The following is a 23,162-nucleotide window of genomic DNA, read 5'->3' as shown; positions in this document are numbered from 1 at the left end:
AGCTTAGGTTTTAATATCATGAATCATTTGAAGTTGTGCACTTCTTACTGGCACACCACGTACTTTAGTCATAACCTGCAGGATATAATGTCAGTATCGATAGTTAGCAACTGGAGAAGTAATGGATCCATTAACACAAGGTTTGCTGGGCGCAGCATTACCGCAATCAGTGAGTAAGAAGCAACACTTAGTTGTTGCTGGAATATTGGGTTTACTCGCTGGCATGGCACCCGATTTAGACGTTCTAATTCGATCATCACATGATCCCTTGTTGTTTTTAGAATTTCATCGTCAATTTACCCATTCACTACTATTTGTTCCATTCGGAAGTCTGATTTGCGCTTTGGTTTTGCATCCATTGATCGGCAAAAAACACGGATTATCATTTAAACAAAGTTGGCTTTATTGCGCATTAGGTTATGGCACCCATGGTTTACTTGATTTTTGCACTTCTTATGGCACCCAATTGTTTTGGCCACTCACTAACGAACGCTTCGCTTGGAATACAATCTCAATCATAGATCCTGCGTTTACGTTGCCGATTATCATCTTGCTCATATTCACCGTGTTAAAGAAAAATTCATGGTTTGCACGCATCGCTTTTTTTTGGGCTCTGCTCTATCCAACCATTGGGATGTTTCAAAGAGACAGAGCGGAAGAGATAGGCTGGCAACTGGCAAAAAAACGTCAGCATGTACCACTTCGAATGGAAGCCAAGCCTAGTTTCGCCAATATTATACTGTGGAAAGTAATTTATGAAACTGAAGACAAGTACTTTGTTGATGCCGTCAGGATGGGTACAACGGCAAAGGTATACTCTGGTGAATCTATCGATAAACTAGACATTACAAGGGACTTGCCTTGGCTTGATACTGGCTCACAACAAACCAAGGATATTGAGCGTTTTCGCCATTTTTCACACGGCTTTATCGCACAAGATCCTGAAAACCCGTTGCGGATTATCGACGTACGTTACTCAATCGTTCCTAACCAATTAAAAGCGCTCTGGAGCATTGGGCTATCAACGTCTGCAAATGCAGATCAGCATGTCGAGTTCATAACGCATAGAGACAACAGCCCTGCTTCAAGGAAAGTTTTCTTGGATATGTTAATGGATTTCTAGTCTCTCAGCAGTGCCACCACAGAGTGGCGCTTAACATTAGCTTGTGCGCCAAGAGACATCAATACATTAGAAAAACCTCCACTGGATGGATCAAATGCCTTGAGCTTATCTTCTACCTGATTTGCCGAAATCACTGCAGAGCTTTGGTGCAAAGCTTGCATTTTCCCATTGAGTTCAGCCTTAATGGAACTTGCCTGTTCCAGGCCTTGACGTGCTTGCCATAACAACTTATTAACTTGAGCAATACTGCTTTTTAGACCTGCACGAGAGCCTAGCTCAAAGCTAAGTTCTGCTACGCCTTCAGGTTCAGCTTGCAAGGTCATCACATTGGATTGCCCTGCGGGAAAGCGATGGCCTTGACCTGTGACTCGAACCTGTTTTTGCATCTGACCATAAGCTTTTTCAGATGCTTCAAAAATGATAGTCCCTTGCTGAGAAAGAGAGGCCCGCAGTCCAAGTGGAATCAAGCTACGATCAAGCATTTTAACAACTTGCTTCCCCTCTGATTGGCCATCAAACTCAACCATTACTGAGTGACCTTGCGGGAAATCCAAGCGGATTTGTTCAGCTTTATCACCTAAACGATGAATGTCGAGACCTGGGATAGAAAAGCGCCGCATATCTGCTTGATTAAGTTTAAGTACCAACTGATTATCAATCACCTTTTTGCCATCAAATCGAGCTGTATCTATAGCTTGTTCAATGGTGCGTTTCGAACTCGATAACCCTTGCTGTAAAGACGACGATTGTGCATTACCCATCTGCATTGCACGGGTAAGACCTTGCTTGATTTTCGTCAGCTCAACGCCAATCACCTGATACGAACGAGTAGCTATCTGCAACGAAGTTGCATTTTGTTGCCCTTGAGTCAGTAACATTCCCGATACAGAAAATGATGCTGGCGCTTGATGATGAGAGACCACTTTAGTGGCGTTGACATCACTGTTAGGGTGTGAAAAGCGAGGAGGAGAAATTGAGGTTCTATCATGTGTGGTTAAAGCCACATTCTGCGGACGAACCTCTAGAGTACTCATTACCATAGTGGGGTTCTCAAATACGATCAAAAAGATTCAGGCCATCAATTTTCACATAGCTGGCTTGAGTCGCCTGCAATGCCGTCATATACCGACTCAGGCGCACCGAAGCTTCGCCATAATCTAGCATCGAAAGATCGCCTTTCACTTTATCTACAAACAACTTGTTTTCACCATGAGCACTGTCCATAAGATCGAGATTATTATGACGCCCACCCATTTGGGTCATAGCGGCCAGTACCTGACTTGACGTTGCTTCAATAGTACTTAATGCAGTCTCGACAGTACTTCGAAATGCTGCGCTTGGTGCCTTAAACTCAGCAATAATGGCATCAAGTTCATTCAAAACATGGCTACCACCAAGATCAAGAATTTCCACTGCTGTCATATTAGCTTCCATCGTCACACCTTTAGCAACCGTCACTACTCGCTTATCGCTATTTCCTTCAATCACATAACTTCCGCCCACATTTGATAATGCAGGCGTATCTGTTTTGGTTCCAGAAAATAAGTAACGTCCCTCTTCGTCTTGAGCATTAAAGGAAGAAACTACCGACGCACGAAGACTTTCCAATTCGGTAACCATACCCGTTCGTTCATCATCAGTCAGTGTGCCATTAGCTCCCCAAAGTACTAACTCATTCATCCTTTTAAGGCTCTCGTTAACCGAGTCTAAATGGACTTCCTGGCTGTTGAGAGCCGTTTTGACATTAGCGATATTACTTTTGTATTGATTAATAGCCGAACCTTCACGGTCGAGATTAAGTAACTTCACGGACGCCATCGGGTCATCCGACAACTTAGTCAAACGTTCACTGGTTGACATTTGCTGCATCACTTTACCTAAACCGGCATTATTAAGTTGCAAACTTTGCAGCATCATGTGGCTAAATTGAGTATCACTGATTCGCATCTGAATTCCCTGTACCTAGAATAATTGAAGGACTGAATCAAACAGCTGGTTGGCCGTGCTGATTACTTTCATGTTGGCTTGATGGGCATTAGCAAATGTCATCAAGTTAGCCGCCTCCTCATCACTGTTGACAGCGCTGACATTATCACGCGCTGCAACCGCTTGCTGATTCATTGCCAATTTGGCTTGATAGTCTGCATCAGCCTGCCGCGCTTGTATTGCCGTCTCACCAACGATAGCCGCAAAGGCATCATTGAGACTGACAGAACCAAACCCGCTGATGGCAACATTTTTGTTGCTGACCGCAATTAGCTTATCCAGCACATCCGCATTACCTGGGTTACCATCAGCGGATAAAGCCAATTGCTCTGGGTTGAGGTCTGTAATCGTCAAGCTCGCGGCGGGGTTAGCTGCATCGAAGCTAAACAAGGGTTTTCCACCATTACCATTGAGATCTTTACCTGTTACAAACAAGGCATTAAATTCATCAGCCAAGGCCTTAGCCATGTCATCAATCGCACCTAGATAAGGCTTTAGTACCTCTGTTTGGTAATCGCTGAGTGCTCCGATTTGGCCCCCCAAATCCCCTGTTGTAGCAAAACTCTGCACACCAAACTCTACCTGTACCAAAGCTAGGTAGGGATCACTTGGGTCGGGTGTTGTCTTAAGTTTCGCTGCATCAGCTCCCATCACTAAGGGCTGCCCTGAAGACAAGGTAACTTGAAGACTACCATCTGCCTGAGACGTTGTTTTAACCGATACCACTTTAGATAACTCACCAATTAAATTATCACGAGTATCGAGTAACTGGGCTGGGTTCCCACCCGTACCTTTGATTTCAACAATCTGCTTGTTGATATCTGCAATATTACTCATCAGACTATTCGCGTGGGCTATCCCAGCGCTGCGCTGATCATTCATATCTTTGTGCTGGTGAGACAAAGACTCTGTCAGGGTATTAAATCGACGGGCTAATGCTTCAGATTCATTGATTATCTGTTGACGATATGGGATAGATTCAGGTTTCACAGTCGCATCGTTTAAGGCCGAGAATAATGTGTCTAAACCCGCAGAAAGACTAAAGCCATCTGCTCCAAGTGTATTTTCTAATTGACTCATATTCGTGTTGTAACGTGTCGCATAAGCAGACTGACTTTGCGTTGCCCAAGTCTGTTTAATCAAGAACTCATCAGTTACTCGCCGGATACTTGCGACTTCTACACCTGAACCTGCGCTGAGGTTATCATGCTTAGCGCCAGCGACAGACGCCATTAGCGCCTGTTGGCGGCTATACCCTGGCGTATTAATGTTTGAGACGTTTTGCGCCGTCACATCCAATGCAACTCGATTGGTATTTAGGCCTGATAAGGCAATATTAACCAAATTCATTTACAGCTCCCCTTTGCGAATCAATGGTTGAGCAAACGCTGTCGTCGCGCTGATTTCACCCAAAACTTGTCTAACTGAGGCGACTGAATCTCTAAAGGAGTGAAGTGATTGCGTCGAATCAGAAACAGTTGAATGTTTAAGGCGTGATATTTCTTCCAGTTCAGCAGTTTGGTCATTAGCAGACGGCTGCATGACAGTAGCTTGAAATTCAACTTCAGATATCGAAGGACCAAGCTGTTTAACTAACATATCAGCAATCCCCGCATGCTGTTTTTTGGCTATTTCGATCGATAATTGACCATCATACATATCGCGAAACACACCTTGTTTTTGGCTTGAGAAAGGGCTGTCTTCATCAGCCAAAACATCACTACTGCTGCGCATCTGGCGAAGTACCATTTGCAAAAACATTGCCTCAAACTGTCCCGCAACCTTTTCTAAAGCTTGCGCTGAATGAGGGTTGTGTTTTATTTGATCGAGTGCGCTATTGTCGTGATAGAGGACAGAGCTCATCGATGGTTGTTGGTTTAACTCATCCAGTTTCATATAAATCCCCTCAAATCACCACAAGTTCGGCATTCAAAGCACCCGCTTCATGTAATGCTTGCAAAATTGACATCAAATCCGTTGGAGTTGCTCCTAAACTGTTAACAGCATTAACTATGGTGTTTAATTCAGTCCCCGGTGGCCAAATCACCATTTGGCTACGCTCTTCGGTAATGTTGAGCTGTGAATTATCGACTACTTGGGTTTGACCTTGCGCAAAGGCGTTGGGTTGGCTCACCTGCTGGGACTCAGCAACGGTAACAGTCAAATTACCATGACTGACTGCAGCTTCACTGACTTTGACACTTTTACCAATCACAACCGTACCAGTACGAGAATTGAATACCACACGAGCCGGCTTACGACCTTGATTCACACTGATATCCTCTAGCATTGACATCATTACTACCCGCTGCTGACTGTCTTTAGGGGCTTTAACTTTAATCCGAGCATTGTTCTCTGCCACAGCAACCTTAGGACCAAAAATATTATTAATTTCTCGACTAATATTCTTGGCTGTAGTGAAGCTTGGTTTTCTTAAGTTGAGTACCACATTATCACTGTCAGCAAAGTCATTTGGCACCTCACGCTCTAGAATAGCTCCACCTGGAATGCGGCCAGACGTTGGCGTATTTACCACCACTTTAGAGCCACTTTTTCCTTTGGCAGACACGCCCCCAACTACAAGATTGCCCTGCGCTACAGCGTAAACTTCACCATCAATACCTCGTAAAGGAGTGAGTAGCAAGGTGCCACCACGCAAGCTTTTGGCGTCTCCAATTGAAGAAACCACGACATTCAAAGCTTGCCCTACCCCTGCCATAGGCTTAACGGTGGCCGTCACACTCACTGAAGCAACATTGCGCAATTTCGGGTTTGTATTGTCGTCAATCTGCACTCCAAACTGACGCAGCATATTGGTGATAGACTGGGCCGTAAACTTGACCTGGTTGCGGTCTCCTTGTCCGTCAAGACCAACCACCAGCCCATAACCCACCAGTTGATTTTGACGAATACCCTGAATATCCACTAAGTCCATCACTGGGATCTTAACTTCAGCATGTGCCGGCAATACTGCACCAAACAACAACACAACCAAGCTGCTAACCAGCGTTGCTTTTAACCCAGGTAAATTTAGGCAATTTATATATTGAACTAATAATTGTTTCATTAAAACGGCATCCATGGGCTATTAAAGAATTGGCTCAACCAACCAGGGGCATTACTATCGGATAAAGCTCCCCGTCCCGAATAAGTAATACGAGCATCACCAATTCGCGCCGACGACACCTGATTATTGCGATTAATATCATCAACACGAACCATACCCGTCAGGCGAATAAACTCATCACCTTGATTAAGGCGAATCCATTTTTCTCCGCTGATCCGCAAAACCCCATTAGGTAACACTTCATGGACAGTTACTGTTATCGCACCTTCGAGCTTATTACCTTGAGAACTTGACGCACTGCCGTCAAATCCTCTCTCGGCGTCTATGCTGGCAGCCAACTCATCGATGGTTTTTGTACCAAAAGTTGGCACCGCAAACCCAACGCTTGAGTTCTTACCGTACTTTGTATCCGCCTTCTTGCTTGATTCCGTTTCTTCAAAAAGAACAACAGTGAGCATATCGCCAACACGATATGCTCTTCTGTCTTGAAACAAGGTCATGGTGTATTGATGACGATAGAGGCTACCCTTACTTGCGGCGGGCAAAGAATAATCCAGCTCCGGCGGGGCATATTTCTCTTCATCTGGTTTTGGAGGTGTGAACTCCTGTCGACCAGCACATCCTCCAAGCAGGATGACTAGCGGCAACACTCTCAAAAATGCCTGCATTCCCTGTTCCTTTTTCATCAATAAGTCATTACAACGATTGAGCAACAAACTTGAGCATGTCGTCAGCAGCCGACACTACTTTGGCGTTCATTTCATAAGCGCGTTGAGTGGTTATCATATCGACCATTTCTTCTACCACCTGTACATTGGCTCCTTCTAATGCGCCTTGCTTAATTCGACCAACCCCATCTTCACCTGCAATCAGCTCATCCGCTTGTCCGCTGGCTTCGGTTTCACGAAACAAATTGCCACCCAAGGCTTCAAGACCCGCTGGGTTGATAAATTTAGCTAACGTGATTTGGCCAAGATCTTCAGGTGCATTACTGTCTGCTGAGGTTGCCGAGACAGTGCCATCTACACCCACAGAAACCGACAACGCGTTTTCTGGTATCTGAATTTGTGGCTCAAGCGGTAAGCCTTGGCTATTGACCATCAAGCCTTCCGAATTAACATGAAACTGGCCATTACGTGAATACATAATTTGACCATCTGTATTTTCTATTTGGAAAAAACCTTGCCCCATTACAGCCAAATCTAGTTCTTGATTGGTGTTTTGAGTGTTCCCCTGGGTAAATACTTTTTGCGTCCCCACGACGCGAACGCCACTGCCGAGCTGAACTCCTGTTGGTAATTGATTCACCTGGTCAACAAGGGCTCCTGGTTGACGTTGAATGCTATAGAACAAGTCTTCGAACACCACTCGATCACGCTTAAAACCAACCGTATTAACATTGGCTAAATTGTTAGAAATGGCAGTCATTTTCGTGTCTTGCGCTGCCATTCCCGTTTTACTAACCCATAACGCTGAATGCATTTCCTACTCCTTATGTCACCGCTAGCGCGGCGAGATCAATTTGTTTCCGGCCTGAGCTAATGTCTCGGCGGTTTTCATCATCCGTATCTGCATTTCAAAGTTTCGTGTCAATGACATAACATTGAGCAACTCATCAATCGCCGATACGTTACTCCCTTCGATATGCTCTGGAGCGATTTGAACCGTTTGATCTTGTGCAAATGGGTTACCATCCACACTGTGAAGCAAACTATCACTGCGCTTTTCAAGCTGAGTCGAATCAGGTTTAACCAGTTTAAGGGTTCCGACTTCAAGCTCCGCTCCACCACCAGGAGGCACAACAGAAATGCGTCCACGTTCACTTATCTCAATTTTTTGGTATTCCGGTAATACCAGAGCCCCTCCATCACCAATAACAGCAAAGCCATTAACGGTGAGTGCACCCTCTTGATCAACCTTGAGATTACCTGCTCGGGTGTAGGCTTCTTGACCTTCTGGGGTCTGTACTGTCAAATAGCCCTCTCCCATCACAGCCACATCCAAAGTTCGTCCGGTTTTGATCACGTCACCGGAGTCAAATCGAGTCGATGCAGAGTTGGTCACTGCTAAGGTGCGACCATCAAAACCTGACCCTTGCAGTGGTATACTCGATACGCGTTCCATATCCGCTCTGAATCCAGCTGTATCGGCATTGGATAAATTGTTTGAACGGACATGCTGCGCTTTAAGTACTCGACTGGCTCCAGAAGTGGCGGTAAATAACAAACTGTCCATATTAAGCTCCGTTAAACCGCGTTAAATAGAGCTTGGGTCAGCTTGTCATTAGTCGAAATAGTCTTGGCATTGGCTTGATAATTACGCTGCGCTGTCATCAAGTTAACCAGTTCACTAGTCAAATCGACATTGGATCCTTCAAGTGCACCAGGGGTCAATTCACCCAATGTGCCCGATCCTGGAACGCCTACAACTGGGGCGCCGGAGCTAAAGCTCTGAGTCCAAGCCGTACCGCTGACTGTCGATAATCCTTGAGGGTTAGCAAAATTGGCTAGCACTAATTGCCCTTGAAGTTGTGACTGACCATTCGTGTATGTGGCGTAAACCATACCGTTATCCTCAACACGTACTCCCGCAAGCTCGCCTGAAGTGTAACCATTAGGATTATTGGTACTTACACCAAACTCAGTACCAAATTGAGTACTGCCTGATAAGTCGATGTCAATGCTTACAGGGTTTGCTCCAGTAGCAGGAAACGCAACCTGATAAGCACTAGTTGGTGTGGCTAGCGATCCATCTGGGTTGAACGTCATAGTAATGTTAGATACAACCGCTTTTCCGCCATCTACCTGAGCATTCACTTGCCACGAGTTGTCACTCGTTTTAGTAAAGTATTGAGTCACGGTATGGGGCTTACCCTGAGAATCGAACACTTTGGTTGTGTATGAAGAATGGAAAGATTTTGTATTGTCAGAGTCAAATGGATTAAGGGCGGTATCAATGCTCTCATTGGTCGCATCAAAGTTGGCAATAAACGCCATTTTATCCGTCGCTTGTGCAGCCAACGAAGACGTCGACAACTTGATATCACCAGTCACACCTGTCAGAAGATTATTATTGCCATCAACACTATAACCTTGCAATTTGGCACCAGTATTACTCATCACATAGTTGTCTCTGTCTGTATTGAAGACTCCTGACCGAGTGTAAAGAAGCTGGCCAGCACTATCTTTGGTGACAAAAAATCCACCACCATTGATTGCTAAATCCATTGCTCGACCAGTACCCGTTACAGAGCCATTTTTATCAAAGTTCTGCGAAATAGATGCTACTTCGACTCCACCAGGCTGCATGCCATTGTATACAGCTGCAAATTCGGTACGTGCTCCTTTAAATCCGTAAGTCGATGCGTTGGCAATGTTATGGCTGATAGTATTCAGCTCTGTATTTGTTGCATCCAAGCCGCTTAGGGCAATATTAAAACTCATAATTAACCTCTATTTTCCTTATTGGTTAAGCACCAAATTGGGTAATTTGATAAAATGGAACGCTGCCAACACCTTGAACATTGACCTGTGCGGAGCCACCAGAACTAGGGATTCTCACTTGCTCAACCTCACCAGCTAACAATAAGTTAGGTGCAGATTGACCTTCCTGAATTTGAACAGATACTGTGTATTTACCAGGTTTCAACCCTAGAGACTCTGGGTTAATAGAAAAATCGACATCACCCGCTGGATGAGCGCCCAGAGAAAGAGGTGTCACTTGACCAAACTCATCTGTGATCGTCAGATTGACCTGGCTAGAAGGATGTTGCAGTTCTACTTTTCCCCTCTGTTGCCCTTCATCTAACTCAAATTCATTGGATGAAACATAAACGGTTTGTCCTACTAGCCCAGCAGTTGACAAAACTTGCATGTTATCGAGCAATACCGTGTTATTTTTCATCATTGACGCTATATTCTCGGTACTCTGAACCTGAGAAAACTGCGCAAGCTGGCTAACATATTCAGTACCATCAAGCGGATTGAGTGGATCCTGATTTTGGATCTGAGCCACCATCAAACTAATAAATTCGTTTTCTAGTGACGTGGCACTATTGGCATCTTGTGGATTACCTGATACACCATTGGTGTTTGATGCTGAGCCTATTGGAGTATCAAAATTTAAAGCGTTATTGGGAGTAATACTCATTAGCTACCCTGCCCTAATTTCAACAATCCTTGCTGCATACTTTTGACATTAGTTAGGACTTCAACATTGGTTTCAAAACTGCGTGTCGCCGACATCATGTCCGCCATCTCTGCCACAACATCAATATCAGGGTAATACACATAGCCTTGGTCATTTGCCAAAGGGTTGGTTGGCTCAAAACGCTGCTCAGCTTGACTCGAACTCTGCACCACATCGACAATCCGAACCTCAGCATTTGGATAACTATCTTTACTCGCACTTAGTTGCGTTTTGTTATAAACAGTCGCGAAGACAGGTTTTAATGCTTTGTATGCGTCTTTTTCATTTGCAGATGCGGCATCTGCATTGGCGAGATTACTTGCAACCGTATTCAACCTCACTGTCTGAGCATTCATCGCCGAACCAGCAATCGAATAAATATCGGTAAATGACATAATTAACGTCCCTCTATCGCTTTAGCTAATCCTGAAAACTTCATATTTAGAAATGTCAGGCTGGTCTGAAAATCCATGTTGTTTTGGGCAAACTTTCCCTGCTCAACACCAAGTTCTACCGTGTTACCATTCTTGCTGTTCTGGTAGGGTATTGAGTACATAGAAGATACCAACAACTTAGGGCTTTTTTTGCTCACACCAGTTGAGGACATCTGATCCATAACTGTGGTAAAGCTAAGATCGCGAGACAAGTATCCCGGTGTATCAACATTTGCTAGGTTGCTGGCCAGTACTTTGGTACGCTGAACTCGAAAATTCAGAGTGTCAGGATGAACTCCTAACGCATTATCAAATGAAATAGCCATTTATCTTTCCTTATGCTGTCGGCTCAGATAGTCTTAAATCAAACAAAATACGTGCCATAAAATTAAGGCTTTCATAACAATGGCTTACATAGAAAAAAGGAAAGGGCACTTCCGGATTACGGAAGCCTATACCAACGGAGGAAAAATGATTATTTCCCCTTTAATACGAGCATTTGGGTTGGTCGCCTTGCTGTTAGCCAATACCGTTTTGGCCAACGAAAATAGCCCCACATACCAAGCAATTGTTCAGGTGGTCGAACAAGACTTCAAAAACCAAGTCAAGCGTCAAGCTAATGCTCGTCATTGGGGAATGCACTCACTTGATTTTCAGGTTCGAGTACCAGCCTCAGCAAACCATTTACCCCCCTGTCCTGAACCACTAACCGTCACTGGTTCAGACAACAAAGCGCTTCCTGTTGGAACTCTAAAAAGGTCGGTGAGTTGTCTATCCACCACTGTTGACTGGCGAATCAATATCACCATAAAAGCAGAATTAGGCCTTAACCTCGTGGTGACAAATACTGGGATTCGTCGTCAACAAACGATTGCTGCAAAAGATCTAAAACTTGAATGGCGAACATTAAGCAGAGAACAAGATTTTTTGACTCAAGTCTCCGAAGCCACAGGGAAGCTTGCACTACGGCGAATTCGTTCAGGTCAAATCCTCAACCCACAACAGCTGGAGTCACCACCGCTCGTAGAGAAAGGTAATCAAGTCATTGTCACAGCCTCAAAAAATGGATTTACTGCTACCACTAAAGGGGTCGCATTGGAGCAAGGAACATTAGGACAACAAATCGATATTAAGAATCTCTCATCGGAAAAGGAGATCAAAGCCATTGTGACAGGGCTAAACCAAGTGGAGACTCAATTCTAATTTTTGGACTGGAGTTATCATTTCTTTTATTTTCTTGTCGTCAACGCTAGCTCAATTGCGGTAAATCTAAAATAGCGTCAATCAAACTTAATAACCGCTTTGCTATGGTCGCACTGTAATTGTAAGCACGAAAAATGAGGATAACATTGATGAAAATAGACAAAGTTACAGGTGGACATGTTACCCAAAGTAACCTCGACCAAGCCCCAAAAAAAGCAGCCGAACCCACTAGTGTAAAGCCAAGCGCTCAACCTAAATTAGACATTAATGTAACAGCGCTTGAACAAGCTCAGGCTGAGATGCAGTCTTTGGCAGACGTAGACATGGAAAAAGTTGTTAGAGTGCGCGATGCACTAGCAAATGGAGAATTGTCACTCAATACCCAAGCACTATCTAAAGCTGTTCTTCAATTTCATACTGGTCACGATTAATACGACTGAGGATAGGGCAATGACATCAAAAACTTCACACTTAATACAGAGTTTTTTCAATACATTAGTCCATGACTTTAAGTCGTATCAAAGACTCGAAGTGCTGCTAAAACAACAAAAATCACTGTATTTATCTTTTGATGCAGACAAACTTGAGCAAAACCTCGCTTTACAGCAACCTCTACTTGAGCAGTTACACCGCCATGCACAGCAGCGCAGCCAAATAATGGTAAACCTTCAACTATCAGCAGATAAAACTGGTACGGAGCAATTCTTTGCAGCGCTTCCCTCTTATGCTGCAAAAAAAGTCAGGTATCAGTGGCAACAATTAGAAAATATGGTCAAACGATGCCAAGCACTTAATCATGAAAATGGTCAAACTAGCGCTAGCTTTCATGAACTAATGGCATCACTCACCAGCGCCGAACAACATACTTATCAAGAGCAACTATCAGGCTAATGGTGTCAAACAGGTATCGCCCTTTACCACTCCTTTGGCTGGTGGCAAAATTGATGATATTGTATTGCTTTAAGCTAAGCTTTCTCAATGCTTCACCCACGACAGCAGATATTGATACTCAATGGCAGGTATTGTCCCCTTACAAAACTCAGATTGAAGTACATTTAAAAAACAACCAAAGCCTAATAGATAAAATCGCTGATAAGCTGAAAGCACATTCACTTCCAACTGACTTTATTCTTATTCCCATGCTGGAATCTTCTTACGACCCCTCCGCAGTCTCCCATGTAAATGCTGTAGGCTTATGGCAACTTATGCCGGCCACAGCAAAACGTTTTGGACTGCAAGTCAGCGCTGCAAAAGACCAACGTCTTAATGTTCAAGCCAGTACAGAAGCCGCTATTCTATATTTGCAATTTTTATACACCAAGTTTGATGATGTAGCACTTACACTGGCTGCCTATAACGCAGGCGAGGGGCGAGTTGCACGAGCCATAAATCAAGCAGAAAGCCGACATTTTTCTGAGCTTAAATTGCCAGCGGAAACTCGTCGCTATGTACATCGGTTTTACGCTTTAAAAAAGCTGATACAGATTAAAGACATTTTACAAAACCAGAAAAGTCGTTTGTATTTATTTGATCATCAAAACTCTTTACCCCTGATTGATCTTTCCCCCCTTCCCCCATTAGTGACACTTTGAGCTTAAAATCAGCTTAAAAAGGTTATCAAACTCTAATCTGTGGTCCTCATTTTATATTCCTTACCGCTATAAAAACTTCTTTTTGAGATCCATTTATTCTGTTAAGAATGGAGTTTAAGAACCATTTAACTGAGTTAAACATGAATATGTCACCAAAACTGATAAGATCCCGTATAATTTTTATTCAACCATACAAAACCCTAGCTTTCGTTGGTTGTTATTAACTCAGCAAAGCAGGATAATATCGGGATCGGAATCTCTTAAATATATAACTATGACCGAATATGTTTTGTTGTTGGTCGGCACTGTGCTGGTTAACAATTTTGTACTGGTAAAGTTTTTGGGGCTGTGCCCTTTTATGGGCGTCTCTAAGAAGCTGGAAACAGCAATAGGAATGGGGTTAGCGACCACTTTTGTTCTAACCCTTGCTTCAGTGTGCGCGTATCTTGTTGAAAACTATATTCTGCTACCTTTGGGGATACAGTATCTTCGCACCATGAGCTTTATTCTGGTCATTGCTGTTGTTGTGCAGTTCACCGAAATGGTGGTACACAAAACCAGCCCAACACTGTACCGCCTTCTGGGTATTTTCTTACCACTCATTACAACTAATTGTGCAGTGCTGGGTGTTGCCTTGCTCAACATCAATGAAAATCACAACTTCATTGAGTCGTTCATATATGGATTTGGCGCCGCCGTTGGATTCTCATTGGTGCTAATCCTTTTTGCATCAATGCGTGAGCGTATTACCGCCGCCGATGTTCCCGCACCTTTTAAGGGCGCATCGATTGCCATGATCACCGCAGGCCTGATGTCATTGGCATTTATGGGCTTCACTGGATTGGTAAAACTCTAATGAGCGCGATCATGATTGCCATTTTAGTTATTGCGGGACTTGCCGCTGTATTTGGCGCTATCTTAGGTTTTGCTTCAATCCGCTTTAAGGTTGATGCCGACCCGATTGTCGATCAAATCGATGATATATTGCCTCAAACTCAATGTGGCCAATGTGGTTACCCTGGTTGTCGCCCATACGCCGAAGCTATAGCGGGTGGTGACGCAATTAATAAATGTCCACCAGGAGGCCAAGCCACGATTGAGAAATTAGCCGATCTGATGGGCGTTGAGGCCACAGACTCTGCCCATGATTTGCAAGATAATGTCAAAACTGTCGCGTTTATTCATGAAGATATGTGTATTGGCTGCACCAAATGTATTCAAGCCTGTCCTGTTGATGCCATTGTCGGCGGAACAAAAGCACTCCATACGGTAATTAAGGATGAATGTACTGGATGTGACCTGTGTGTCGCGCCCTGCCCAACAGATTGTATCGAAATGATTCCAGTAGAAACCACTACAGCGAATTGGAAGTGGCAACTCAACGTAATTCCTGTTGTGGATATTACCGATTCTGCCAAAACGCAGAATAGTGTGAATTAAGGACTGGTATGTTGTCACTCATCGAACAAATTAAATCAGGCGCTTTATGGGACTTCCCTGGCGGTATACACCCGCCGGAAAACAAAGCTCAGTCCACCAAGCAATCCATTACTTCGGCAAGTATTCCTCACGAGATAATTCTACCGGTTAAGCAACATATCGGTAAGCCAGGGAGAGTAATTGTCAGCCAAGGGGATAAGGTTCTTAAAGGGCAGCCGCTTACTAAATACGATACTAGCTTTATGCTGCCAGTTCATGCTCCGACCTCTGGCACCATTTCAGCGGTAGAGCCGCGTACTATCGCGCACCCTTCTGGTTTATCAGAAATGTGTATTGTGATTGAACCCGATGGTGAAGATCGTTGGATTGAACGCGACACAAAAATTAACTTTACCAATTGCTCACCAGATGAGCTAATCGAGATCATCCGCCAGGCTGGTATTTCTGGAATGGGCGGCGCAGGTTTCCCAACAGCCAAGAAAATTCAGTCCGGACTTGCCCGTACTGAAATATTGATTGTGAATGCGGCAGAGTGCGAACCTTATATCACAGCCGATGATATGCTGATGCAGACTCACGCCGATGAAGTGATTACAGGCATCGAAATTGTTGAGCACATCTTAAAACCTAAATTGACCATTATTGGTATTGAAGATAATAAACCTACAGCGATTAAAGCACTTGAACAAGCCGCAGCTCACAAAGATATTGTTATACGAGTTGTACCAACCAAATACCCTTCAGGTGGTGAAAAACAACTGATTAAACTTCTGACCAATAAAGAAGTGCCCGCTAATAGTATCCCTGCGGATATTGGCCTGTTAGTACAAAATGTCGGCTCACTACAAGCCATAAAACGGGCCGTCTGTGATGGAGAACCTCTGATCGATCGTATTATCACTCTAACAGGTAACACATTTAAACAGCCAAGAAATGTCAAAGCCCTTATAGGTACTCCTGTCCAAGCGCTATTAGATGAATTTGGTTATAAAGCAGAAAGAAAACTGCCTCGCCTGATCATGGGGGGGCCTATGATGGGCTTTACCCTTCCCCACGCGAATGTGCCGATTACCAAAACGGCAAACTGCATCCTAGCGCCAACCGTTAAAGAAATTTCCACTGCGCAGCACGAAATGTCCTGCATTCGCTGTGGTCTGTGTGCTGAAGCATGTCCTGCTTCATTACTACCTCAACAGCTCTACTGGCATGCTAAGGCTGAAGAATACGACAAGTGTGAAGAACTTAATCTTAAGGACTGTATTGAATGTGGTGCCTGCGCTTTCGTCTGCCCAAGCGAAATTCCACTTGTGCAATATTATCGACAAGCCAAAGCCGAGATACGCACTCAAAAAGACGAAGCCCAAGATGCCGAACGTGCTAAAGTCCGTTTTGAGGAGAGAAAGAACCGTCTAGAACGAGATAAGGTTGAACGAGAAAATCGCTTTAAAAAAGCAGCTCAAGAAAGGCGAAAAGAGATTAATAAATCCGACGGTGAAGACGCTATTGCGGCTGCTATTGCCAGAGTAAAGACGCAAAAGTCCGACTCTGCATCGGATGAACCAACCGTCAAACCCGCTGTTGCCGCAGCCATCGCCAAAGCAAAAGCCAAACAGGCCGCAGCAAAAGAGGCAGGTCAAACCGAACCTGATAACTCAGAAATGATTAAGCTGCGTGAAGAACGCAAGCGTTTAGCGAGAGAGAAGAAGGCACAGAAAACTGAGAGCCCAGAGTCAGCGCCGACAGAACAAGATACAAAAAAAGCCGCCGTTGCTGCTGCCATCGAAAGAGCGAAAGCGCGCAAAGCAGAGCAAAGCAAGGCAGCCGACAGCTCAAACGCTGAAGTAGAAGCAGCGCCGACAGAGCAAGATACCAAGAAAGCCGCCGTTGCTGCGGCTATCGCAAGAGCGAAGGCGCGCAAAGCAGAGCAAAGCAAGGCAGCCGACAGCTCAGACGCTGAAGTAGAAGCAGCGCCGACAGAGCAAGATCCCAAGAAAGCCGCCGTTGCTGCGGCTATCGCAAGAGCGAAAGCGCGCAAAGCAGAGCAAAACAAGGCAGCCGACAGCTCAGACGCTGAAGTAGAAACAGCACCAACAGAGCAAGATCCGAAGAAAGCCGCCGTTGCTGCGGCTATCGCAAGAGCGAAAGCGCGCAAAGCAGAGCAAAACAAGACAGCCGACAGCTCAGACGATGAAGTAGAAACAGCACCAACAGAGCAAGATCCGAAGAAAGCCGCCGTTGCTGCTGCTATCGCAAGAGCGAAAGCACGCAAGGCACAAAATGAACAGAACCATAGACTTGAGGAGGACGAGTAATGGCCTTTTTTATTGCCAGCTCACCCCACGCTCACAGCCGAAGAAGTACACCTGATTTAATGAAGTGGGTTGCCCTTTGCGCTCTTCCCGGCTTGTTTGTTCAGACCTATTTCTTTGGTTGGGGCACAATAATTCAATTGTTTTTTGCTATCATATTAGGCTTAGCACTTGAAGCTGGAGTTATGATGGTGCGCAAACGTCCACCTGTCTCAGCTTTGCGCGATAACAGTGCTATTGTCACGGCATGGCTACTTGCCATTGCTATCCCTCCACTTTCTCCTTGGTGGCTAGTCACCATAGGCCTTATCTTCGCTATCATTATTGCCAAGCACCTCTATGGTGGTATAGGGCAAAATTTATTTAATCCTGCGATGGTTGCCTATGTCGTGTTATTAATTTCCTTTCCAGTCCAAATGACCAGTTGGATTGCCCCAACAGAACTTCAACCCTCAGCGGTATCATTTACTGATTCACTATCGCTAATTTTTACTGGTTTTAACCTAGATGGGTTATCACTACAGCAAATTCGTACCGGAATCGATGGGCTAACAATGGCGACACCATTAGATGCTTTTAAAACCGCTCTACATTCTGGAAACACCGCAGCAGAAGCCGTTGCTCAGCCACAGTTTACTGGCTTGGCTGGCATAGGGTGGGAATGGGTCAATCTAGCGTACTTAGCGGGGGGGTTATTGCTCATAAAATTGAGAGTTATCAACTGGCATATCCCTGTAAGCTTCTTAGTCAGCTTACTCGTCATCAGCGTATTATTTAGTCTATTTACCCCGGGTGAAACTGCATCACCAAGTATTCACCTACTCTCCGGCGCAACTATGCTGGGCGCATTTTTTATTGCCACAGATCCTGTATCGGCCTCAACAACGGTCAAAGGTCGATTAATTTTCGGCGCTTTTATTGGTGCGATGGTCTTTATGATTCGAACTTGGGGTAGTTTCCCAGACGGCGTCGCTTTTGCGGTATTACTAGGAAACATGTGTGTTCCACTTATCGATTATTATACTAAGCCGCGAACCTACGGACACTGAGGAGCAAAATGTTAAACGCTATTCGTAAAAATGGAGCCGTACTCGCTCTTTTTGCTTGTGCTTCAACGGGTGTTGTTGCTCTTACTCACTACTTAACCAAAGAGCAAATTAGCCAACAAGAGCAAGCGCAGCTTTTGTCTGTTCTTAATCAGGTCATTCCTGAAGATATGCATGATAACAATCTGTATCAGTCATGCACTTTGGTCAATCACCCTGACCTTGGCACTGACGCTGATATGCCAGTTTACTTAGCCACTAAAGATGGTCAACCCACAGCTCTTGCCATCGAAGCCATTGCACCAGATGGCTATAGCGGCGCAATCAAGATCATTGTGGGCGTCCAACAAGACGGCACCATTCTCGGTACGCGCGTGTTAAACCATCAGGAAACACCCGGTTTGGGGGACAAAATTGATTTACGCATCACAGACTGGATCCTAAGCTTTAGCGGTAAAAAAGTCACATCGGAAAATGATTCACAGTGGAAAGTTCGTAAAGACGGCGGGCAGTTTGACCAATTTACAGGTGCAACGATTACACCGAGAGCCGTTGTAAAAGCGGTAAAAAAATCAGTTCAATTCGTCAACGACCATGGTGATGAGATTCGAAACCAACCACACAACTGTGGAGAGTGAGATGAGTGATCATAAAACATTAATCAAAAATGGGATGTGGGATAATAACCCAGCGCTGGTTCAATTACTTGGGCTGTGTCCTTTACTCGCTGTATCTTCAACTGTCACCAATGCTCTTGGGCTGGGTATCGCGACTTTGCTGGTTCTGGTTGGTTCCAATGTCATCGTTTCCTTAGTGCGGGCCCATGTACCAAACGAAGTGCGGATCCCAATTTTTGTAATGATTATTGCCGCTTTAGTGACTTGTGTGCAGTTACTAATGAATGCCTACGCATACGGCCTTTATCTATCACTTGGAATTTTCATCCCTCTGATTGTAACCAACTGTATTATTATTGGCCGAGCAGAGGCCTTTGCATCGAAAAATGACGTCCTTCCCGCTGCCCAAGACGGCTTTTGGATGGGATTAGGTATGACGAGCATTCTCGTTATCCTGGGCGTGATGAGGGAAGTAATCGGCAATGGGACATTATTTGATGGCGCGGATTTACTGCTTGGTAGTTGGGCAACCGTGTTACGGATTGAGATTTTCCACTTCGATAGCAGTTTCTTATTAGCATTGCTACCACCCGGTGCTTTTATCGGCGTCGGCTTACTGATAGCCTTGAAAAATGTCATCGATGCACAGCAAAAAGCTCGTCAACCAAAAGCACCAAAACCAGCAATCGAACGAGCTCGCGTTACCAATCAGTAAATTCTGATTGATACACTGGATAGCAATACAAAAATGAATAAAGAAAAACGAGTACAAATACTGGAGCGTTTACGGGAAAACAACCCTAACCCGCAGACTGAGTTAAACTGGAACTCTTCCTTCGAGCTTCTTATCGCCGTGCTTCTCTCAGCACAAGCTACAGATGTAAGTGTTAACAAAGCAACCGATAAACTTTACCCTGTCGCAAATACTCCACAAGGTCTTTTTGACTTGGGCGTGGATGGCGTTAAGGAATACATCAAAACCATCGGCTTATTTAACTCAAAAGCTGAAAATGTGATTAAGACATGTCGCATCTTACTTGATAAGCACAGCGGTCAAGTCCCTGAAGATCGCGCTGCACTTGAAGCTCTTCCCGGTGTTGGACGCAAGACCGCTAACGTTGTATTGAATACAGCTTTTGGTTGGCCAACCATCGCTGTTGATACCCATATCTTTCGCGTCTCAAACCGTACCAAGCTTGCCATGGGGAAGAACGTTGACCAAGTAGAAGAAAAACTGCTTAAGGTTGTACCCAAAGAATTCAAACTCGACGTACACCACTGGTTAATTCTTCATGGCCGTTACACCTGTGTAGCAAGAAAGCCTCGCTGTGGAAGCTGTATTATCGAAGATTTATGCGAATTTAAAGACAAGGTTTACCCTGAAAATTAGGAGAAAATAGCAATGTCAAACGGACGTATTTTACATACCATGCTGCGCGTTGGTGACTTAGATAAGTCAATCGAGTTTTATACGAAAGTGATGGGAATGAAACTCTTACGCACCAATGAAAACAAGCAATACGAATACACGCTAGCATTCTTGGGTTTTAGTGACGAGTCAGAGGGTGCTGTGATTGAACTGACTTACAATTGGGGAAAAGCTGAGTATGACCTCGGTACAGCATTTGGTCATATTGCTATTGGTGTCGATGATATCTATACAACCTGTGACGCAATAAAAGCCGCAGGAGGCAATGTTACCCGAGAACCAGGGCCTGTTAAAGGCGGTTCCACACATATTGCTTTTGTTAAAGACCCAGACGGTTACATGTTGGAGCTTATTCAAAATAAACAAGCATCATCAGGGCTCGTTGGATAAACACACTTTTCTTTTAAAGGGCGGTTAATGCTGCCTTTTCGCCCACCTTTACATGATAATAGTTATCATTTAATATAATGATATTGTCAATTTGTAAGGGCTAATCATGGGCATCGTTGACTGGGAAAAACATACATTACTCGCTGACATAGCACTCAGTGAACACGATCATCTGCGTAGTATTCTTCATTACCAGCAAGCTTTGACTCTCAGTGAAGGCATCAGTACATCTAATGATGTCGAGGCTGAAGACCGACTGACGATTTCAGTGATATCTTGTCATAATATGGCATCATTCTGGCGAACTGTCGGTAATAACAGGCACGAACTAAAGTATCTTCAAATGGCGTCAGAAAAGGTGCTAACTTTGGTTCCTCAATGCCCCAATAGTGAGTGTGATGCTTTTGTTGATTCAATGGGTTGCTGTAAAAAAGCTCTGATCGACTTTATGAAGAGACACCCTAACCCTGACGTAGCTAAACTCGTACAAGAGATCGACACCACCACTCACTGCAACTTGATTGCGAAATTTCGACTAAATTGATTACGCGGGCATACAGCCCGCATATTGCTGAAAACAAGGTATTAAACTTGAGTTCTACCTAGTGATATCACCACTCTTCGGTTTCGATCCTTTCCTAATGGTGAGTTATTATCCACGACAGTACGGCGGCGGCCATAGCCTTGAACCTGGATTCTATCTTCCGGTAAACCCAAGGATTTAAAGTACTTTTGTAGTACCTCAGCGCGTTGCTCAGATAAATTTTGACTGACGCTCTTGCTGTCTTCATTACCGGTATAAGTGGAGACTAATACTAAGTCGATATCTTGATTATGCTTTATGTATTCGGCTATATGGGCCAACCTTTTCTGCGATGCTTTACTCAGCTCTACGCTCGAACGATCATAATGTAAGATAGTAAAGGCAATGTCCTCAAAACTATAGGGTAATAGATTCGCAATACAATCGCTAAAGGCGTTATATGAGCGCTGGAATAAGACAGAAGATAGTGCAACCTCAATACGCTGATCTCGGCTTTGCCATTCTTGATAGCTAAACGTTGGATATCGTCCTTTTTCTAGCTCAGTTAAAATACCCCACGCCGTCTGACCGCCGATATACCCATCAAACTGTTGGAAAAATTGGATGTTGGTAATACGCTCACCACTGTCACCAGGTCGCCAAGCTGGAGGCTGAGAAACGAGAGAAACATCACGGGTTTTTCCCATTGGCCGTTTCATTTTTAACTCAAAATCGAGATTGATTTTCTTACTGGCATGAGAAGAAAATACCGCATCACCATAGTTTGGAATAGGGTGTACCATTCTACATTCTAGTGGCGTATTCATTATCATTTGCCACTTTGACTGCTCAGGCTTAGCCCCATAATGTACGTCCATTGCCATAACAGGTACGGCAATGGCGGTAATAACAATCGCTGTTAAGTTAGTGGCTAACCGTTTCTTCATGGCGCACGGACTCTCTTACATAATGCGGCCTATTATTGCCGCTGATACAACTACAGCAGAAAGAATGCAAAATCCTCGCCAGAATATGCAGCACTATATTTAATCGAATCAACCTAGCTGATGAGTGATTATGAGGTTTTTCTTGTCCCTAGAATCTGCAATAATGCTGGCTTTGTCACATAATATTAGGTCAACATGAGTGTAGAGAACCAAGCATTGACGCTTAAGAAACGCTTTCGCGGATATTTTCCAGTAGTAATAGACGTCGAAACAGCAGGATTTAATGCCAAAACCGATGCCCTGTTAGAGATCTGTGCCATCACTTTAGCTATGGATGAGAGCGGCAATCTTAAACCTGCGTCAACAATACATTTCCATGTTGAACCATTTGAAGGAGCGAATTTAGAAAAGGAAGCGCTGGATTTTAACGGTATCCATGACCCATTTAGCCCTTTAAGAGGAGCTGTACCAGAATCCGAAGCCCTCAAAGAAATATATAAGCTTGTACGCAAAGAGCAAAAAGCAGCAGACTGCAGACGGGCGATCATCGTCGCCCATAATGCCACTTTTGACCATAATTTTGTTATGGCTGCCAGCGAGCGTAGTAATCTTAAACGTGTCCCTTTTCATCCCTTTGCCACTTTTGATACTGCGACTCTCAGTGGGCTTGCCTATGGTCAGACTGTTTTAGCAAAAGCATGCAAAGTAGCAGGGATGGACTTTGACAATAGAGAAGCCCACTCTGCACTATACGATACACAAAAAACAGCAGAGTTATTTTGCGGCATCGTCAACAAATGGAAAGCGCTCGGTGGCTGGCCTATTGTTTGCGAAGATGCCGAAAACGATAAATAAAAGTAAACACAAC

The 23,162-nt window shown here is 44.4% G+C and carries 28 protein-coding genes; 15 read left to right on the top strand and 13 right to left on the bottom strand.

Annotated features, from left to right (window positions below; translation table 11 throughout):
- Positions 1-121 precede the first annotated feature (121 nt).
- Positions 122-1,123, top strand: a complete 1,002-nt coding sequence (locus OCV27_RS04475) for a metal-dependent hydrolase (protein WP_125319475.1) — start codon at positions 122-124, stop codon at positions 1,121-1,123.
- Here OCV27_RS04475 and OCV27_RS04470 read toward each other — a convergent pair.
- From OCV27_RS04470 to flgB, 12 genes are read right to left on the bottom strand one after another with little or no spacing between them, the layout of a single operon-like run.
- The gene (locus OCV27_RS04470) at positions 1,120-2,163 is read right to left on the bottom strand and encodes a flagellin (RefSeq protein WP_125319474.1); all 1,044 of its coding nucleotides are present in this window, start codon (positions 2,161-2,163) and stop codon (positions 1,120-1,122) included. The two genes, OCV27_RS04475 and OCV27_RS04470, sit on opposite strands and share 4 nt — an antisense overlap.
- A gap of 10 nt (positions 2,164-2,173) precedes the next feature.
- Complete coding sequence (flgL, locus tag OCV27_RS04465; RefSeq protein WP_125319473.1) at positions 2,174-3,070, bottom strand: flagellar hook-associated protein FlgL; 897 nt, start codon at positions 3,068-3,070, stop codon at positions 2,174-2,176.
- A 15-nt stretch (positions 3,071-3,085) separates the two neighbouring features.
- Positions 3,086-4,459: a flagellar hook-associated protein FlgK gene (gene flgK / locus OCV27_RS04460; RefSeq protein ID WP_125319472.1), complete on the bottom strand. Its 1,374-nt coding sequence runs from the start codon at positions 4,457-4,459 to the stop codon at positions 3,086-3,088.
- The gene (locus tag OCV27_RS04455; RefSeq protein WP_125319471.1) at positions 4,460-5,005 is read right to left on the bottom strand and encodes a rod-binding protein; all 546 of its coding nucleotides are present in this window, start codon (positions 5,003-5,005) and stop codon (positions 4,460-4,462) included. It lies immediately after the preceding gene.
- Positions 5,006-5,015: 10 nt separating this feature from the next.
- The gene (locus OCV27_RS04450; protein WP_125319470.1) at positions 5,016-6,176 is read right to left on the bottom strand and encodes a flagellar basal body P-ring protein FlgI; all 1,161 of its coding nucleotides are present in this window, start codon (positions 6,174-6,176) and stop codon (positions 5,016-5,018) included.
- Entirely contained in the window at positions 6,176-6,844 is a 669-nt protein-coding gene (gene flgH, locus OCV27_RS04445) for a flagellar basal body L-ring protein FlgH (RefSeq protein ID WP_125319479.1), read from the bottom strand. Before flgH ends, OCV27_RS04450 begins: the two co-directional genes overlap by 1 nt.
- A 28-nt stretch (positions 6,845-6,872) precedes the next feature.
- The gene (gene flgG / locus OCV27_RS04440) at positions 6,873-7,658 is read right to left on the bottom strand and encodes a flagellar basal-body rod protein FlgG (RefSeq protein WP_125319469.1); all 786 of its coding nucleotides are present in this window, start codon (positions 7,656-7,658) and stop codon (positions 6,873-6,875) included.
- A 21-nt stretch (positions 7,659-7,679) separates the two neighbouring features.
- Entirely contained in the window at positions 7,680-8,411 is a 732-nt protein-coding gene (locus tag OCV27_RS04435) for a flagellar basal body rod protein FlgF (protein ID WP_125319468.1), read from the bottom strand.
- 11 nt (positions 8,412-8,422) lie between these two features.
- Complete coding sequence (gene flgE / locus OCV27_RS04430) at positions 8,423-9,619, bottom strand: flagellar hook protein FlgE (protein ID WP_125319467.1); 1,197 nt, start codon at positions 9,617-9,619, stop codon at positions 8,423-8,425.
- Positions 9,620-9,644: 25 nt separating this feature from the next.
- The gene (gene flgD / locus OCV27_RS04425) at positions 9,645-10,325 is read right to left on the bottom strand and encodes a flagellar hook assembly protein FlgD (protein ID WP_125319466.1); all 681 of its coding nucleotides are present in this window, start codon (positions 10,323-10,325) and stop codon (positions 9,645-9,647) included.
- Positions 10,325-10,759: a flagellar basal body rod protein FlgC gene (flgC, locus tag OCV27_RS04420; RefSeq protein WP_125319465.1), complete on the bottom strand. Its 435-nt coding sequence runs from the start codon at positions 10,757-10,759 to the stop codon at positions 10,325-10,327. The genes flgD and flgC overlap by 1 nt, the downstream gene beginning before the upstream one ends.
- A gap of 2 nt (positions 10,760-10,761) precedes the next feature.
- On the bottom strand, positions 10,762-11,124 hold the full coding sequence (flgB, locus tag OCV27_RS04415; RefSeq protein WP_125319464.1) for a flagellar basal body rod protein FlgB: 363 nt from the start codon (positions 11,122-11,124) through the stop codon (positions 10,762-10,764).
- Positions 11,125-11,203: 79 nt separating this feature from the next.
- Here flgB and flgA point away from each other — a divergent pair, with 79 nt between their 5' ends.
- The 13 genes from flgA to OCV27_RS04350 all read left to right on the top strand — a co-directional run bounded on the left by flgA (position 11,204) and on the right by OCV27_RS04350 (position 21,368).
- Positions 11,204-12,001: a flagellar basal body P-ring formation chaperone FlgA gene (flgA, locus tag OCV27_RS04410; protein ID WP_125319463.1), complete on the top strand. Its 798-nt coding sequence runs from the start codon at positions 11,204-11,206 to the stop codon at positions 11,999-12,001.
- Positions 12,002-12,150: 149 nt separating this feature from the next.
- A complete protein-coding gene (gene flgM, locus OCV27_RS04405; RefSeq protein ID WP_125319462.1) occupies positions 12,151-12,432 on the top strand; it encodes a flagellar biosynthesis anti-sigma factor FlgM in 282 nt (93 codons plus the stop codon).
- A 19-nt stretch (positions 12,433-12,451) separates the two neighbouring features.
- Entirely contained in the window at positions 12,452-12,892 is a 441-nt protein-coding gene (gene flgN, locus OCV27_RS04400; RefSeq protein WP_125319461.1) for a flagellar protein FlgN, read from the top strand.
- Positions 12,893-12,945: 53 nt separating this feature from the next.
- Positions 12,946-13,593, top strand: a complete 648-nt coding sequence (locus tag OCV27_RS04395; RefSeq protein WP_125319460.1) for a lytic transglycosylase domain-containing protein — start codon at positions 12,946-12,948, stop codon at positions 13,591-13,593.
- Between the two features lie 274 nt (positions 13,594-13,867).
- Entirely contained in the window at positions 13,868-14,449 is a 582-nt protein-coding gene (gene rsxA, locus OCV27_RS04390; RefSeq protein WP_125319459.1) for an electron transport complex subunit RsxA, read from the top strand.
- Positions 14,449-15,033, top strand: coding sequence for an electron transport complex subunit RsxB (gene rsxB, locus OCV27_RS04385; protein ID WP_125319458.1), 585 nt, complete (start codon positions 14,449-14,451; stop codon positions 15,031-15,033). The genes rsxA and rsxB overlap by 1 nt, the downstream gene beginning before the upstream one ends.
- A gap of 8 nt (positions 15,034-15,041) precedes the next feature.
- Positions 15,042-17,345: an electron transport complex subunit RsxC gene (gene rsxC / locus OCV27_RS04380; RefSeq protein WP_125319457.1), complete on the top strand. Its 2,304-nt coding sequence runs from the start codon at positions 15,042-15,044 to the stop codon at positions 17,343-17,345.
- On the top strand, positions 17,345-18,391 hold the full coding sequence (gene rsxD / locus OCV27_RS04375) for an electron transport complex subunit RsxD (RefSeq protein WP_125319456.1): 1,047 nt from the start codon (positions 17,345-17,347) through the stop codon (positions 18,389-18,391). The genes rsxC and rsxD overlap by 1 nt, the downstream gene beginning before the upstream one ends.
- An 8-nt stretch (positions 18,392-18,399) precedes the next feature.
- The gene (gene rsxG / locus OCV27_RS04370; protein WP_125319455.1) at positions 18,400-19,026 is read left to right on the top strand and encodes an electron transport complex subunit RsxG; all 627 of its coding nucleotides are present in this window, start codon (positions 18,400-18,402) and stop codon (positions 19,024-19,026) included.
- A 1-nt stretch (position 19,027) separates the two neighbouring features.
- Positions 19,028-19,720, top strand: coding sequence for an electron transport complex subunit E (locus tag OCV27_RS04365; protein ID WP_125319454.1), 693 nt, complete (start codon positions 19,028-19,030; stop codon positions 19,718-19,720).
- A 33-nt stretch (positions 19,721-19,753) separates the two neighbouring features.
- Positions 19,754-20,395 carry an endonuclease III gene (gene nth / locus OCV27_RS04360; protein ID WP_125319453.1) on the top strand — a complete coding sequence of 214 codons (642 nt, stop codon included), beginning with the start codon at positions 19,754-19,756 and terminating at the stop codon, positions 20,393-20,395.
- A gap of 12 nt (positions 20,396-20,407) precedes the next feature.
- Positions 20,408-20,824, top strand: coding sequence for a lactoylglutathione lyase (gene gloA / locus OCV27_RS04355; RefSeq protein WP_125319452.1), 417 nt, complete (start codon positions 20,408-20,410; stop codon positions 20,822-20,824).
- A gap of 106 nt (positions 20,825-20,930) precedes the next feature.
- Positions 20,931-21,368, top strand: a complete 438-nt coding sequence (locus OCV27_RS04350; RefSeq protein ID WP_125319451.1) for a DUF2753 domain-containing protein — start codon at positions 20,931-20,933, stop codon at positions 21,366-21,368.
- Positions 21,369-21,409: 41 nt separating this feature from the next.
- On the opposite strand, the gene motY is transcribed toward OCV27_RS04350, so the two are convergent.
- Positions 21,410-22,294, bottom strand: a complete 885-nt coding sequence (motY, locus tag OCV27_RS04345) for a flagellar protein MotY (RefSeq protein ID WP_125319450.1) — start codon at positions 22,292-22,294, stop codon at positions 21,410-21,412.
- Positions 22,295-22,489: 195 nt separating this feature from the next.
- Here motY and rnt point away from each other — a divergent pair, with 195 nt between their 5' ends.
- Positions 22,490-23,149: a ribonuclease T gene (gene rnt, locus OCV27_RS04340; protein ID WP_125319449.1), complete on the top strand. Its 660-nt coding sequence runs from the start codon at positions 22,490-22,492 to the stop codon at positions 23,147-23,149.
- Positions 23,150-23,162: the final 13 nt, after the last annotated feature.

Source organism: Vibrio pectenicida, assembly GCA_024347015.1.
GTDB classification, from domain to species: Bacteria; Pseudomonadota; Gammaproteobacteria; order Enterobacterales; family Vibrionaceae; genus Vibrio; species Vibrio pectenicida.
The sequence above is the reverse complement of the archived record's forward strand: the minus strand, read 5'-3'. Positions and strand labels throughout refer to the sequence as shown.

Excerpts from the sequence above, each read along its gene's own strand:
- rsxB (WP_125319458.1), top strand. The coding sequence starts at position 14,449 with ATGAGCGCGATCATGATTGCCATTTTAGTTATTGCGGGACTTGCCGCT.
- motY (WP_125319450.1), bottom strand. The coding sequence starts at position 22,294 with ATGAAGAAACGGTTAGCCACTAACTTAACAGCGATTGTTATTACCGCC.
- OCV27_RS04365 (WP_125319454.1), top strand. The coding sequence starts at position 19,028 with ATGAGTGATCATAAAACATTAATCAAAAATGGGATGTGGGATAATAAC.
- flgN (WP_125319461.1), top strand. The coding sequence starts at position 12,452 with ATGACATCAAAAACTTCACACTTAATACAGAGTTTTTTCAATACATTA.
- gloA (WP_125319452.1), top strand. The coding sequence starts at position 20,408 with ATGTCAAACGGACGTATTTTACATACCATGCTGCGCGTTGGTGACTTA.
- rsxD (WP_125319456.1), top strand. The coding sequence starts at position 17,345 with ATGGCCTTTTTTATTGCCAGCTCACCCCACGCTCACAGCCGAAGAAGT.
- OCV27_RS04350 (WP_125319451.1), top strand. The coding sequence starts at position 20,931 with ATGGGCATCGTTGACTGGGAAAAACATACATTACTCGCTGACATAGCA.
- flgK (WP_125319472.1), bottom strand. The coding sequence starts at position 4,459 with ATGAATTTGGTTAATATTGCCTTATCAGGCCTAAATACCAATCGAGTT.
- OCV27_RS04470 (WP_125319474.1), bottom strand. The coding sequence starts at position 2,163 with ATGGTAATGAGTACTCTAGAGGTTCGTCCGCAGAATGTGGCTTTAACC.
- OCV27_RS04455 (WP_125319471.1), bottom strand. The coding sequence starts at position 5,005 with ATGAAACTGGATGAGTTAAACCAACAACCATCGATGAGCTCTGTCCTC.
- flgL (WP_125319473.1), bottom strand. The coding sequence starts at position 3,070 with ATGCGAATCAGTGATACTCAATTTAGCCACATGATGCTGCAAAGTTTG.
- flgG (WP_125319469.1), bottom strand. The coding sequence starts at position 7,658 with ATGCATTCAGCGTTATGGGTTAGTAAAACGGGAATGGCAGCGCAAGAC.
- OCV27_RS04450 (WP_125319470.1), bottom strand. The coding sequence starts at position 6,176 with ATGAAACAATTATTAGTTCAATATATAAATTGCCTAAATTTACCTGGG.
- OCV27_RS04395 (WP_125319460.1), top strand. The coding sequence starts at position 12,946 with ATGATATTGTATTGCTTTAAGCTAAGCTTTCTCAATGCTTCACCCACG.
- flgC (WP_125319465.1), bottom strand. The coding sequence starts at position 10,759 with ATGTCATTTACCGATATTTATTCGATTGCTGGTTCGGCGATGAATGCT.
- flgH (WP_125319479.1), bottom strand. The coding sequence starts at position 6,844 with ATGCAGGCATTTTTGAGAGTGTTGCCGCTAGTCATCCTGCTTGGAGGA.
- flgE (WP_125319467.1), bottom strand. The coding sequence starts at position 9,619 with ATGAGTTTTAATATTGCCCTAAGCGGCTTGGATGCAACAAATACAGAG.
- rsxC (WP_125319457.1), top strand. The coding sequence starts at position 15,042 with ATGTTGTCACTCATCGAACAAATTAAATCAGGCGCTTTATGGGACTTC.
- flgA (WP_125319463.1), top strand. The coding sequence starts at position 11,204 with ATGGCTTACATAGAAAAAAGGAAAGGGCACTTCCGGATTACGGAAGCC.
- flgB (WP_125319464.1), bottom strand. The coding sequence starts at position 11,124 with ATGGCTATTTCATTTGATAATGCGTTAGGAGTTCATCCTGACACTCTG.
- flgD (WP_125319466.1), bottom strand. The coding sequence starts at position 10,325 with ATGAGTATTACTCCCAATAACGCTTTAAATTTTGATACTCCAATAGGC.
- flgM (WP_125319462.1), top strand. The coding sequence starts at position 12,151 with ATGAAAATAGACAAAGTTACAGGTGGACATGTTACCCAAAGTAACCTC.
- rsxG (WP_125319455.1), top strand. The coding sequence starts at position 18,400 with ATGTTAAACGCTATTCGTAAAAATGGAGCCGTACTCGCTCTTTTTGCT.
- rnt (WP_125319449.1), top strand. The coding sequence starts at position 22,490 with ATGAGTGTAGAGAACCAAGCATTGACGCTTAAGAAACGCTTTCGCGGA.
- OCV27_RS04435 (WP_125319468.1), bottom strand. The coding sequence starts at position 8,411 with ATGGACAGTTTGTTATTTACCGCCACTTCTGGAGCCAGTCGAGTACTT.
- rsxA (WP_125319459.1), top strand. The coding sequence starts at position 13,868 with ATGACCGAATATGTTTTGTTGTTGGTCGGCACTGTGCTGGTTAACAAT.
- OCV27_RS04475 (WP_125319475.1), top strand. The coding sequence starts at position 122 with ATGGATCCATTAACACAAGGTTTGCTGGGCGCAGCATTACCGCAATCA.
- nth (WP_125319453.1), top strand. The coding sequence starts at position 19,754 with ATGAATAAAGAAAAACGAGTACAAATACTGGAGCGTTTACGGGAAAAC.